At 47.1% G+C, this 13,152-nt stretch carries 11 protein-coding genes; 5 read left to right on the top strand and 6 right to left on the bottom strand.

Annotated elements, in window-relative coordinates:
• Nucleotides 1–62 precede the first annotated feature (62 nt).
• Both fdhF and R7F67_RS15670 read left to right on the top strand, forming a co-directional pair.
• The gene (gene fdhF, locus R7F67_RS15665) at nt 63–4,301 is read left to right on the top strand and encodes a formate dehydrogenase subunit alpha (RefSeq protein ID WP_318057265.1); all 4,239 of its coding nucleotides are present in this window, start codon (nt 63–65) and stop codon (nt 4,299–4,301) included.
• A 360-nt stretch (nt 4,302–4,661) separates the two neighbouring features.
• The gene (locus R7F67_RS15670; RefSeq protein ID WP_005375433.1) at nt 4,662–5,033 is read left to right on the top strand and encodes a hypothetical protein; all 372 of its coding nucleotides are present in this window, start codon (nt 4,662–4,664) and stop codon (nt 5,031–5,033) included.
• Nucleotides 5,034–5,142: 109 nt separating this feature from the next.
• Here the strand turns inward: R7F67_RS15670 and R7F67_RS15675 are convergent, their stop codons facing one another.
• The 4 genes from R7F67_RS15675 to R7F67_RS15690 all read right to left on the bottom strand — a co-directional run bounded on the left by R7F67_RS15675 (nt 5,143) and on the right by R7F67_RS15690 (nt 9,119).
• A complete protein-coding gene (locus R7F67_RS15675) occupies nt 5,143–6,240 on the bottom strand; it encodes an ABC transporter permease (RefSeq protein WP_053303790.1) in 1,098 nt (365 codons plus the stop codon).
• Nucleotides 6,240–7,166 carry an ABC transporter ATP-binding protein gene (locus R7F67_RS15680; protein ID WP_054577092.1) on the bottom strand — a complete coding sequence of 309 codons (927 nt, stop codon included), beginning with the start codon at nt 7,164–7,166 and terminating at the stop codon, nt 6,240–6,242. The genes R7F67_RS15675 and R7F67_RS15680 overlap by 1 nt, the downstream gene beginning before the upstream one ends.
• 4 nt (nt 7,167–7,170) lie before the next feature.
• Nucleotides 7,171–8,121 carry an HlyD family secretion protein gene (locus R7F67_RS15685; RefSeq protein WP_196363367.1) on the bottom strand — a complete coding sequence of 317 codons (951 nt, stop codon included), beginning with the start codon at nt 8,119–8,121 and terminating at the stop codon, nt 7,171–7,173.
• Between the two features lie 206 nt (nt 8,122–8,327).
• Nucleotides 8,328–9,119, bottom strand: a complete 792-nt coding sequence (locus R7F67_RS15690) for a PhzF family phenazine biosynthesis protein (RefSeq protein WP_054577093.1) — start codon at nt 9,117–9,119, stop codon at nt 8,328–8,330.
• A 187-nt stretch (nt 9,120–9,306) separates the two neighbouring features.
• On the opposite strand from R7F67_RS15690, the gene R7F67_RS15695 reads away from it, so the two are divergent.
• Both R7F67_RS15695 and R7F67_RS15700 read left to right on the top strand, forming a co-directional pair.
• Nucleotides 9,307–9,840 (top strand): YbhB/YbcL family Raf kinase inhibitor-like protein, encoded by a 534-nt coding sequence (locus tag R7F67_RS15695; RefSeq protein WP_053350504.1) that lies wholly within the window; start codon nt 9,307–9,309, stop codon nt 9,838–9,840.
• Between the two features lie 19 nt (nt 9,841–9,859).
• Complete coding sequence (locus tag R7F67_RS15700; RefSeq protein ID WP_054577094.1) at nt 9,860–10,639, top strand: AraC family transcriptional regulator; 780 nt, start codon at nt 9,860–9,862, stop codon at nt 10,637–10,639.
• Between the two features lie 36 nt (nt 10,640–10,675).
• On the opposite strand, the gene arsB is transcribed toward R7F67_RS15700, so the two are convergent.
• Both arsB and R7F67_RS15710 read right to left on the bottom strand, forming a co-directional pair.
• Nucleotides 10,676–11,731, bottom strand: coding sequence for an ACR3 family arsenite efflux transporter (gene arsB, locus R7F67_RS15705; protein WP_005385145.1), 1,056 nt, complete (start codon nt 11,729–11,731; stop codon nt 10,676–10,678).
• Nucleotides 11,732–11,816: 85 nt separating this feature from the next.
• The gene (locus tag R7F67_RS15710) at nt 11,817–12,158 is read right to left on the bottom strand and encodes an ArsR/SmtB family transcription factor (RefSeq protein WP_009706198.1); all 342 of its coding nucleotides are present in this window, start codon (nt 12,156–12,158) and stop codon (nt 11,817–11,819) included.
• A 270-nt stretch (nt 12,159–12,428) separates the two neighbouring features.
• On the opposite strand from R7F67_RS15710, the gene R7F67_RS15715 reads away from it, so the two are divergent.
• The gene (locus R7F67_RS15715) at nt 12,429–13,013 is read left to right on the top strand and encodes an NAD(P)H-dependent oxidoreductase (protein ID WP_017635228.1); all 585 of its coding nucleotides are present in this window, start codon (nt 12,429–12,431) and stop codon (nt 13,011–13,013) included.
• Nucleotides 13,014–13,152 lie beyond the last annotated feature (139 nt).

The following is a 13,152-nucleotide window of genomic DNA, read 5'->3' on the forward strand; positions in this document are numbered from 1 at the left end:
ATCCTTATAGAATGCATGGTTTTACTTGTGCAGATTTGGATTTGCTTTGCTGCGGGGGTTGCATGATAGAAATTGTCATCGATGGAAAATATAGAATTGTAGAAGAGGGTCTAACCCTTTTAGAAGCAGCAAAAGTGTGTGGGGTCGAGATCCCATCGCTGTGCGGAATGAACAAAAGTAATGAAAAAGTACCGTGTGACTTGTGTGTGGTTGAAGTCGAAAGCGGCGGTACTAAGCGTGCGTGTGAACTTGAAGTTTACCGCGGCCTTAATGTGGTCACGCAATCAGAACAATTAAGCGAGCACCGCAGAAAAGCACTCAACCGCATCATGACGGACCATTACGCCGATTGTGAAGCGCCATGTAAAACCGCGTGTCCTGCGGGCGTGGATATCCAATCGTACCTTTATCACATCGCACAAAACGATCATCAAAAAGCGATTGAAGTGATTAAGCGTACGCTTCCTATGCCACTATCGATTGGCCGCGTATGTCCTGCATTTTGTGAGAGCGAATGTCGCCGCTCGTTAGTCGATGAACCAATCGCAATTCGTCAGCTAAAACGTCATGCCGCGGATGCGGATTTGTCTGCACATGAAGCCTACGTACCAGAAAAGAAACCAAGCAAAGGTTTGAACATTGCCGTCGTCGGCAGTGGTCCTGGTGGTCTGACAGCTGGCTACTACCTATCGAACGAAGGCTATGACGTTACGGTTTTTGAATCCATGCCAAAAGCGGGCGGTTGGTTGCGTTATGGCATTCCAGAATACCGTTTGCCAAAAGACATTCTCGATAAAGAAATCGAACTGATGTGCCGCAATGGCATGCAAGTTCACACCAATCAAAAGCTGGGTGTGGATTTCACGCTTTCTCAATTGAGCGAAGAATACGACGCAGTGTGTTTGGCGGTCGGCGCGTCTCAAGCGGTCGAAATGCATTACACAGGCAGCGAACTTGAAGGTTGCTATTTAGGCGTTGATTACCTCAAAGATTACGTTACCGAGCAAAACTATGTAACGGGTCAGAAAGTCGCGGTGATCGGTGGTGGTAACACGGCAATTGACTGTGCTCGTACTGCGCGTCGTGCTGGTGCAGACACCACGTTGATTTACCGTCGTACCCGTGACGAAATGCCGGCAGAAGACTACGAGATTGTCGAAGCGGAACACGAAGGGGTGAAATTCCACTTCTTGACCAACCCTGCAGAAAACCTTGCCGATGAAACCGGACGCGTGAATGCGATTCGCCTAGAGCGCATGGCGTTGGGTGAACCGGATGCATCTGGTCGTCGCAGCCCTAAACCAACCGGCGAGTTCTTTACCGAAGAGTTCGACACCGTGATTGCAGCAGTATCGCAAAAGCCAGATCTGAGCTTCCTCGAAGGTGAAGATTTGTCGATTCCGCTTACACGCTGGAACACCTCTGATGCAGATGAAAAGACCATGCACACCGGCACGGGCAACATCTTCAGTATTGGTGATTTCCGCCGTGGTCCTGCAACGGCAGTTGAAGCCGTGGGAGATGGCCGCGTTGCGGCAAAAGCCATTGATCTGTTTTTGAATGGCGATATGGCAGATATGCCAAAGGCGGCGTTTAACTCGCGTAAAGAGAAGAAGCTCTCTCAAGTCGACCCGCTTCACTTCGAGAACATCCAGAAAGTCGCTCGATCTATCATGCCTGAGCTGACTCCAGCGCAACGCGAGCAAAGCTTCGCTGAAGTGGAGTTGGGCTTTGATAACGAAGAAGCGATGAAGGAAGCGGCGCGCTGTCTAGAATGTGGCTGTCAGGCAAATACCGATTGTGCGCTGCGTGATTACTCCACCGAATATGAAGCTGAGCAAAGCTTTGACTTCTCCTTACAGATTAAATCGCATCAAGATTGGTTAGATCTTCGTGCGAAAGACTTGCGTCATAAGTACGAAGTTGACCGTAGCTCTGAGTTTATTGAGTTTGATGCCAACCGCTGTATTAGCTGTGGTCAGTGTATCCAAGCGTGTCGTGACAAAGCCGTGCACGGCGTACTGAACTTTGTGTGCGACAAACAAGGTCGTCCTGCATTACGTCCTGACGACCGTCCACACTTTGGAAGTAACAAGAATGGCTTAACCCTAATGGGCGATTCGAACTGCGTGCAATGTGGCGCGTGCGTTCAAGTGTGTCCAACGGGCGCGATGGTCGATAGTCGTGACCGCTCACAAGGTCGTACTGAAGATCTGAAAGCGGTCGACACCATTTGTACGTACTGTGGTGTGGGTTGTAAGTTGACTATGTTCGTGGACGAAGCAACCAATACGATTCGTTACGTGAAGGGCGGTGACTCGCCAGTGAACCAAGGCATGCTGTGTGTGAAAGGGCGCTTTGGTTTTGATTTCATCGGCAGTGAAGAGCGTCTTACCACGCCTTTGATTCGTAAAGACGGTTGGTTGCAGCCTGCGAGTTGGGAAGAGGCGATTCAACTGATTGCAAGCAAGTTCTCTGGCATCAAGCAAGATTTTGGCAGCAACGCATTGGCGGGTTTCTCTTCAGCGAAAACCACCAACGAAGACAACTACGCGTTCCAAAAATTTGTCCGTCGTGAACTAGGCACTAACAACGTCGACCACTGTGCGCGTTTGTGTCACGCATCGAGTGTAACCGGTCTTGAGGCGTCACTGGGTAGTGGTGCAATGACCAACGACATTCCAAGCATTAAGCACTCGGATGTGATCTTTATTATCGGTTCGGATACTACATCAGCACACCCGATCATCGCTTCACACATCAAACAAGCAATTCGTCACCACGGCGCTCGCTTGATTGTGGCTGACCCGAAACGTGTCGATATGGCAGAGCATGCTGAGCTGTATATGGCGCATCGTCCGGGTACGGATGTGATGCTCCTAAATGGTGTCATGCAGCAGATCATTAAGAACGGCTGGTACGATCAAGAGTACATCGAAGAACGTGTCGACGGCTTTGATACCTTACTGCAAGAAGTAATGTCGCCAGCTTACAACCTCGATAAAGTGGAATTGGTTACGGGTGTTAAAGCCGAAGACATTCAAGCAATGGCGCGTATGATTGGCACGGCAGATCGTACCGCTGTGTACTACTCGATGGGTATTACTCAGCACACGACAGGTCACGACAACGTGCGTTCTATCGCTAACCTGCAATTGCTGTGTGGCAACATCGGTATTGAAGGTGGTGGTATCAACCCGCTGCGTGGTCAATCTAACGTGCAAGGCGCGTGTGATATGGGCGCTTTGCCAAACAGCTTCCCGGGCTATCAAAAGGTATACAACCCAATTGTGCGTCAGAAGTTTGCGATTGAATGGAACGCGCCAAATCTGCCTTCTGAGCAAGGTCTAACCCTGACAGAAATCATTGATGCGGTTTGCCATCGTGACGTTCGTGGTATGTACATCATGGGTGAGAACCCAGTATTGAGTGACCCGAACCAAGCGCACGTGATTGAAGGCTTAGAAGCGCTCGATTTCTTAGTGGTTCAAGACATCTTCCTAACGGAAACCGCTCAATACGCGGATGTGGTTCTACCTTCTTGCTCGTTTGCAGAGAAAGCAGGGCACTTCACCAATACGGAACGTCGTGTTCAGCGTGTGAGTCCGGTTGTCACGGCGCCGGGTGAAGCGAAAGAAGATTGGTGGATTATTCAAGAAATCGCCAATGCTATGGGCAGTGATTGGGATTACCACTGCGTGTCTGATATCACCAATGAAATCACACGAGTGACACCTCAATACGCGGGTCTTCGTTGGGATGCCATTACGCCAAACGGTGTACAATGGCCGAGCAACAAGAACAACCCTGCGGGTACTCGCATCATGCACCAAACCCAGTTTACTCGTGGTAAAGGGCAAATGGTGGGTGTACCGTTCCGTTATGCGGCTGAGCTGCCAGACGAAGAGTACCCACTTGTGTTAACGACGGGTCGCGTACTTGAGCAGTTCCATACTGGAACCATGACGCGCAAAACCAAAGGGTTGGATAACCTTGCTGGCCCACGTGCGATGGTGAGTGTGGAAGACGCAGAAGCGCTAGGCATCAGTAATGGTCAACGTCTGACGGTGTCTACACGTCGCGGCAGCATTGAGATTGATGCCTTTGTGACTAAGCGTATTCAAAAAGGAGTGGTGTTCATTCCATTCCACTTTGTTGAATCGCCAGTCAACCGCCTAACGACAACGGCTACTGATCCGCATGCGAAGATCCCTGAGTTCAAGGTCGCTGCGGTTAAAGTGGAAGTGAGCGAAAAGACAACGCAGACAGAGTCTCTCGAAGATAGTTACCAACACGTTTAAACTCGGTGAGTCACGTTGTTGTCACTGACAATTTGAGCCTAGTTGATGGGCAGATAATCTAATCTTGATTTCCGCTCTCACTACATTCACTCGGATTGTCTTTTTCTTCAAACTCCTTTTACTTTTCTGTTATCACCGCGCTCCGGTTAGTTTTCCCTTCTTACTTCTTACTGTCTCTATGGCGTATTTTTGTTCAAGCCCATGATGAGAGTGCAATAAAGTTTGTTGTTGAGCTTGTCATAGAATTGACTGTCTCTGACTGTCCTCTGTTATTTGGGCAAGTTCTATAACCTAAACTTTGCTCGCTTCCTATACTGAATTAACGAAGCAAGATTTTTATAACAACAAGAGGAAGCTTGTATGACAAGAACAACCTCATTTGCACTCGTTTTATTACTTATGTGCGCGTACTTTGGTTACAACCGTTATTATGTATACCCCCAGCAGTTGGAAACACAGGCGAAGTCGATGCTAATACAAATGGCAAATCGCGAAGAGTGGGTAGATGTGTTTGAGATGATGAATCGCGTAGACGCGCATAAGGGCCATTTGGAACTTGTTGCTGACGTGACATCCTCTGATGGTCAGCGAGCGTACAGTGAAGGTATTATCACGTACACGGATCGCGAAGGCGTTGTCTGTAAACAGGTAGTGTTCAACTTTAAAATAAACTCTTTGAAAAACTACAATATTTCCGATTTACGAGATTGTTCCTACGGTGAGTACTATTAATATTGTCTGAGAGTTGAGCTCGATAGCACAGTGTATGAATACACAAACAAAAAATAGCCCTTCGTTGGGGCTATTTTTGTTTTTAAGGAATGAACGCAATATCGTGGGATTAGTCGAGTGATTTTTTGAAGCGAAATGAAGCGACAATAAGGCCGATAACGGTGAATCCAAGTAACCAAACTGTATCTCGCCATAGCTCTATTAGGTCTGCACCACGCAGCACCACACCACGAATAATTCGCATAAAGTGGGTGGCAGGCAGCGCTTCGGATATCCATTGTGCCGCGATGGGCATTCCTTCATAAGGGAACATAAATCCGGACAGAAGAATCGATGGCAAAAGAATAAACACCGTCATCTGCATTGCTTGAAGCTGCGTCGTCGCAATGGTGGATATCACCAAACCTAAGGTTAAACTCGCGGCGATAAACAGCAGCGTACCAAACAGTATCTGACTAATGGCGCCGTTTATCGGCACGCCAAATATCCAGTGTCCCAAGCCTAAAATGATAAACACCTGAATCAGACCAACAAAGATGTATGGAATGATCTTCGCTACCATGAGTTCGATGGAGTGGATTGGCGTAGTAATCAGTAACTCTAAATTACCGCGTTCCCGTTCTCGAACAATGGCTGCACTGGTGAACAAGATCATCGTCATGGTCAGAATCACGCCCAATAAACCGGGGACAATGTTCACCGCCGAGCGCCTACTCGGGTTGTAATACAGCGCCACTTCAAAGGTTTTGGTTGGGGCAGGGCGTATCTCAAAATCAAAATCCGTTAACGGCATGGTTTGCAGTGAGAGAATCGCAGAACTGATCATGGTGTCTGAACCATCTACAATCCACTGGCCAAGCTCTCTGCCTTGTACCATACGTTGGGTTAAGTCGCTAGGCAGAATTAAAGCCGCTCGCACCAAACCGTCTTGAATGGCTTGCTCGGCTTCTGAAGCGGTAGCAAAGGTTTCGACCACATCGACCACTTGTGTGACTTTGACGGACTCGGTGATCACACGCCCGGCAGTGCTGCCACTTTGATCGACGACGCCAACGGGAATGTTGCGAATATCGGTATTAATGGCAAAGCCGAACAGCAGAAGCTGAATTAGCGGGATCATCACGACCATGCCAAAGGTAATGCGGTCACGTGAAAGCTGACGGATCTCTTTGATCATCACCGCTTTCATGCGGGCAATAGATTTCATCATTGGCGACCTTCTCCCGTCACGCTGACAAACACATCTTCCAAGCTCGGGCGAGCAATGTTCATCTCGCAGCCATCAAGCTCAGGAAAGGTTTGGGTTAACCATTCGATCGGTTGTTCGATGTGCTCGTGGATCAAAATGCGTAAGCGAATGCCGAGCTGTGCGGCAGAACGGACTTCTTCGCGCTGAATGACTTTCTCTTTTAGCTCGCGTAAGTTATCCGCTTTGACTTCGACGATGTTAACGCCCATTTGCGCCATGAGTTCTTCTGGCTCACCATCGGCGCGGATTTCCCCGGCTTCCATAATCGCCAGACGATGACAGCGTTCTGCTTCATCCATGTAGTGCGTAGTGACCAAAATCGTCGTACCTTGGTCAGAGAGATCAAACAATTGCTCCCAGAAATCGCGTCGGTTCTCTGGGTCAACCGCAGACGTGGGTTCATCGAGAAACAACAGTTCTGGTTTATGCATGGTGGCTGCGGCGAGAGACAAGCGTTGTTTCTGCCCGCCACTCATTCCGCCGACGCGCTGTTTGCGTAGTTGGTCGAGACCGTAGGTGGCTAGTTGTTCTTCGATGCGAGCTTTTAGGGCCTTGGTTTCCATACCAAAGATTTGTCCAATAAACTCAAGATTCTCTTGAACCGTCAGGTCATCATAAAGGGAGAACTTTTGCGTCATGTAGCCAATCTTGAGGCGCAGAAGCTCAGATTGTTTTGGGATCTCTAGCCCGAGTACATCAACATTGCCCTCACTTGGGCTAAGCAATCCCGTCAATACTCGAATGGTTGTCGATTTACCGCAGCCGTTAGGGCCAAGAAAACCATAAATACTGCCTTTAGGCACATTAAGCGTGATGTTGTTGATGGCGGTGAAGTCACCAAACTTCTTCACTACATTTTCAGCTTGAATCGCGAATTCGGTCATTGGCTTACTCCACCAAATCCACTTGCGCTGGTATACCTGAAGGCAAGGATTTTGCTGAGTCTTGAAGGTCGACTTCTGCTAGGTACATCAAACGAGAGCGTTCTTCCTCGGTAAGCGCGAAATAAGGTGTGAATGAAGGCTCAGTCGCTACCCAACGAACGGTGCCGCTATATGGTTGCTCAACGCCATCTACATGCACGTTAACCGTTTTACCCGGCACAAAGTTGACTCGATAATTGGCAGGAACATAAACACGGGCGTATGGGACGCGGCTCGCTTGAATTACGGCAACAATGCCATTCACAGGAACGCGTTCACCAAGGTTAAACGGTAGGTTATCTAACAAGCCATCTCGCGTGGCCGTGATGGTGAGTTCTGCCAGCTTTTGTTCTTGCAGTGCTACATCGGCTTTTGCAGCCATGAGTGCGGCTTTCGCTTGTTCAATATCTTCAGGACGAGAGCCAGCGGTCAGTTTGCTGAACTCTTCTTGTGAGGAGTCTAGCTCTGCACGGGCAGAATCTCTGGCTGCTAAAGCGGTGTCTTTTTCTGATTGACTGATGAGTTTCTTGCGAACTAACTCCGCTTTACGTTGGTAGTTCTTTTGCGCTTCAACCAATTGAGCTTCCGCTCTGGCAACGCGTGCTTGCGCTGCTGCAATGTCTTCTGGTCGCTCACCATTGGTCAATTTTAAAAGATAAGCGTCAGCCTTGGCTTGTTCAGCTACGGCGTGAGCTAAAACGGCTTCTTGGTTCTTTGTATCGAGCTGAACCAGCACTTCTCCTTCGGTGACTTGGCTGCCTTCCTTAATGGGTAGGGCACGAATTATCTCGCTAGAGGTGGCAGTAAAGGTTACGCGGTCACGTTCTAATGTGCCAAGGGCTTGCTGTCCGTCATCTTTGGAACAGGCAGTTAAAAGAGTCAGGACTAGGGTGCCAAGAATGATTCGCTTCATCATGCGACGCTTCCTCTAAGAAGGTGAGCTCGAACTCGTATCAAGCTATAGAAGAGTGTGGGACTGCATTCAGTGTAACGTGAGTCAGTTTTATCCGGCTAGGAAGTTAATTCCTTCAATATTCATCAATTGATTAATTATTGAAACTGGCTTTATCCTGCTGAAGCCGTGCTTTACTTGGCTCTTTTAGTTGATTACGTGAATATCATTTAAACAAAAATCTTGCCTTTCATGTAGAGCACGCCGTCGCCAGATACTCTTACTTGTTCGTCAGTAACTTCACAGTGCAAAATACCTCCGCGCTGAGAAGCTTGGTAAGCGACCAGTGATGTTTTGCCTAACGCTTCTGCCCAGAACGGTGCTAATCCAGCGTGAATCGAGCCAGTTACGGGGTCTTCGTCACCACCATTTGCAGGCCAAAAGTAACGAGATACAAAGTCTTGTTGATCGCCTTTCGCGGTAACGACCACATCGTAAGGAGCGAGTGTCTTGAGGTGCTCTGAACGGTATTGAACCTCAAGTACCTCCTGTTGGCTGTCGACCACCACGAAATACGCTTGAGGGCTAAGCAGTACGCGTTCCACATCGCAACTTAGGCCTTCAATCAATGCCGAGGGAATATCAGAAACGGCTTTTGGAAGACGAGCAGGGAACGTCATCTCGATCTTACCTTGCGCATTCTTCTCTACGGTGAGGGTTCCTACTTCCAGAGTATGAAATTCAATCGTGCCATTAATGCCAAGCTCATCAAACAGCACTAACGACGAGGCCAGTGTGGCGTGTCCACAAAAGTCGATTTCAGTTATAGGAGAGAACCAACGAATCTCATATCGGTTTGCGCCAATGGATTTTAGAAAAGCCGTTTCCGACAAGTTGTTTTCTGTCGCGATATTTTGCATCAATTCTGGGGCTAGCCATTCCTCTAACGGTACCACCGCTGCTGAGTTGCCTTTGAATTGCGTATCGGTGAAGGCGTCCACCACGTAGATATCCAATTCCATTTTCCTTCCTTATTCCGTGAGCGATTAATTAGCATAAACCAAGTGCAATTAAGAGAGTAAGAAATTTGTGTTAGAATCTTAAAGTGTCAAAATTATAGATTATTTTGTGTTTTTTGATACTTACTGACAAGGATTCGGACTGCTGGGTACTTACACTAGTGTTGAATTCATTGAAAGGAAGAAAAACATGAAAGCGATCTACAAATCAGTTTTGGCATTGAGTGTTTTTGCGGTCGGTTCTACCCATGCATTTGAACTCGTGAGTAGAGATATTCAAGAAGGCCACCCGATGGCGAAGACATTTGAATACTCTGGTTGGGGATGTGATGGCGGGAATCAATCACCACAATTGATGTGGAAAGAAGCTCCAAAGGGCACAAAAAGTTTTGCGATCACCGTGTATGACCCCGACGCGCCAACAGGCAGTGGTTTTTGGCATTGGATAGCGTTTAATATTCCATCCACCGTTAGCGAGCTGCCTCGAGGCATTGATATGAACAAGTTAGGCGGCAAAGAATCTCGTATTGACTACGGCACAACGGGGTTCGGCGGCGCGTGTCCTCCAAAGAATGATGGGATGCATCGTTACCAGTTTACGGTGTGGGCATTGCCAACTGAAGAACTGAATTTGGATGAAAACACGCCACCAGCCATTGTAGGGTTTACTTTGAATAGTGTTGCTTTGGGTAAAGCGACATTAACCACGACTTACACGCGATAATTGAATATAAGGGGAGAGAATGGGTCACCAATATCAGGTTACGCTGTTTCGTGCGGAGCAGCAGCAGAAGCTTCGTAATGTCAGGATTCACTCCCCAAGCCTTATTCAGATTGTTAAGGGGAATAAACATCTTTTCTGGAATGATGAAGTACTCGACATCCATCATCCAAATATCATGCTTTGTGAAGCAAATGCATCCCTAAATTTTGAAAACCTTCCTCTACAAGGGCGATTTCTTTCTCGAATGTTCAGTTTTCACTGTGTGCCTAGCGATGAAATGTTGGAGCTAAGCATGAGCAACGCATTAGGAAACTATGTACCCGTTGTTGAGACAGATAAAGCATTGAAAGCGACGTTAAATGCTTTGTTTTCGTTTGAGCGGGAAAGCTTAAGTGAAGCGACACAACGCTATTGGATTATGGGCCTATATCAGCAGCTAGCTGAGAGAGGGTTATTGCATCGGTTGTTCTCGAGTTCACATATCTCTTTTAGTCAGAAACTTAGTCGTTACTTATCGCGCTCTCCAGGGGATGAGCATCCATTAGACATGGTCGCGGGGCACTTTGCTATGAGCCGAGCAACATTGATACGCAAACTGAAACAAGAAGGTACCCAGTATCGTGAAGTATTGGCAGAAGTGCGCTTAAATCACGCACTTTACTTGATGCAAAATGGCTCGTATAACGTTGCTATGCTCGCACAGTTGTGTGGTTATCAGTCAGAGGGGCGTTTTAGCCAACGCTTTAAAAGTAAGTTCGGCCTAACGCCCAGCGAGTATATTAAAACGGTAGTGAGTTAATGTTTTACCGCTTTTGTATTTTTTGTGCTTTTTAGGTTAGCCATAATATTTGGCTTTCATTCGCAATGCTACATTCACCAAAGCAATCAATACAGGCACTTCGATCAGTGGACCAATGACACCAGCAAAAGCTTGGTCTGAGTTTAGGCCAAACACCGCGATAGAAACCGCAATTGCCAATTCAAAGTTGTTGCCTGTTGCCGTGAAAGCAATTGACGCGTTTTTGTCGTAGTCGATGCCCATTTTCTTACCAACGAAGAAGCTGACAAAGAACATCAACACAAAGTAGATAGCCAGTGGAATTGCTACACGGAATACATCCATTGGCAGTTCAAGAATCATTTCACCTTTCAAGCTGAACATCAGTACGATGGTCGCAAGCAGGGCGATAAGCGTAATTGGTGAAATGCGTGGGATGAATACGTCGTTGTACCATTGTTCACCTTTCGCAGCGACCAGCCATTTGCGGCTTAGGAAGCCCGCTAGGAATGGGATACCAAGGTAAATCAGAACGCTTTCCGCGATGTCCATCATCGAGATATCAACCACGAAACCTTCGTAGCCAAAGACTGGTGGCAACACAGTGATGAACAACCATGCCATCACACTGTAAGTCACGATTTGGAAAGCGCTGTTTAGTGCAACTAGGGCTGCGCCGTATTCTTTGTTACCACCACCGATATCGTTCCATACCAATACCATCGCAATACAACGAGCAAGACCGATCAGAATGATACCGACCATGTAACCCGGATGATCACCTAGGAAAGTCAATGCAAGGATGAACATCAAAATAGGGCCGACAATCCAGTTCATGACCAAAGACAGCGTGATTGCTTTTTTATCTTTCGTCACTGTGCCTAGCAGGTTGTAGTTCACCTTTGCGAGTGGCGGGTACATCATCAAAATCAAACCAATCGCTAGCGGTACGTTTGTGCTACCAACTGACATTGACTCGTTCCACTCAGCAACTTGAGGGAATGCTGCGCCAATACCTACACCGATTGCCATTGCAACAAAAATCCACACCGTTAGGTAACGGTCCAAGAAGCTCATTTTGTCGCTGGCACTATTTAAAACTTGAGTAGTCATAGTGTTCTCTTATTCGTTTATCGTCGAAAGGCGATAGTTAAAGGTATAGTTTATCTCTGCACGCCTGACCAGCGTGCAAAGGGAATTAATCAAATAACTTGGAAAATCCTAGATTGAACTGATCAAACGCGTCGCGTTGAATGCGGTAACACACCTTAGGTGGGTTTGGCTCGGCGCTGATAAAGCCAGCTTGCTTTAGAATGCGCAAGTGCTCGGAAACAGTAGATTGCGCAAGACCCAGTTCAGAAACCAAATCGCTGTTCAAACAACCGCCCATGGTATCGAGAGTGTGCAGGATATGCAGAATGCGCAAACGTGCTGGATGTGACAAAGCTTTTGCTTGTGCTGCTAGAGTTTGTTCTTTCTCGAGCTGTTGTTGTGTTGTCTGAAAAACAACTTCGCACGTGTCGTTGCACTTATCACTCATTCGCTGGCCTTAATAGTTAATCGTCGAATTGCGATAAAGTGTACGCCTGCTCTGTAGAAGATGCAACAACTCGATGAAAAAATTAATCGGGAAATAACGATGAATAAAAAGTTGAAAAAATATATCTTTTAAAAACAGTGATATAGTAAAAAATCAAGTAGGTTACTAAAAGTTAACTAATTGCACTATATTTCTAGGTTACCATAATAAACCACATCCGACGCACAATGGTTATTGCGTCATCTTGTGAACTTATTTAAAGGTAATCCCATGAGCAACGTACTGATCATCAACGCACACGAACCATCACCATACTCAGAAGGTCGTTTAAACGCTTCTCTTGTCGACAAAGCACAGACGCTTCTGCAAGCAAAAGGCCATGAGGTTCGCGTTGTGACAATGCAAGATGAGATCAACGTAGATGAGCAACTCGCACACTTTGAATGGGCTGATCGCGTGATCATCCAAAGCCCAATCAACTGGATGTCTGTGCCTTGGTCATTCAAAAAATACATGGACGACGTGTTTACTGCGGGTATGGGCGGCGCACTATGTGCATTCGATGGCCGTAGCGCAGAAGAACCAAAGAAAAACTATGGTACAGGCGGCACTCAAACCAACAGCAAATACATGCTGTCACTGACATTCAACGCGCCAGAAGAATCGTTTGATGATGAGAGCGAATACCTATTCCAAGGTAAAGGCGTGGACGATTTGATGTTCCACATGCACGCTAACTTCCGCTTCTTTGGTATGTCAGCACTGCCTACATTTGCTTGTTACGACGTGATGAAGAACGCAGATATCGAAAACGATTTTGTTCGTTTCGAAGCGCACATTAACGAAAACTTCTAATCCTTTTAGAAAGATAGTGCGAACTGAATGATGAATTGAGATGGACTGCTACATGCGGTCCATTTTTATTTTCAGCCCTAAACCACCTACTTCAGTAGGTGGTTATCATCCGTTTCGGCTTTGCCTGTAAAACTACTCA

The organism is Vibrio sp. YT-17 (genome assembly GCF_033337375.1).
GTDB lineage: Bacteria > Pseudomonadota > Gammaproteobacteria > Enterobacterales > Vibrionaceae > Vibrio > Vibrio alginolyticus.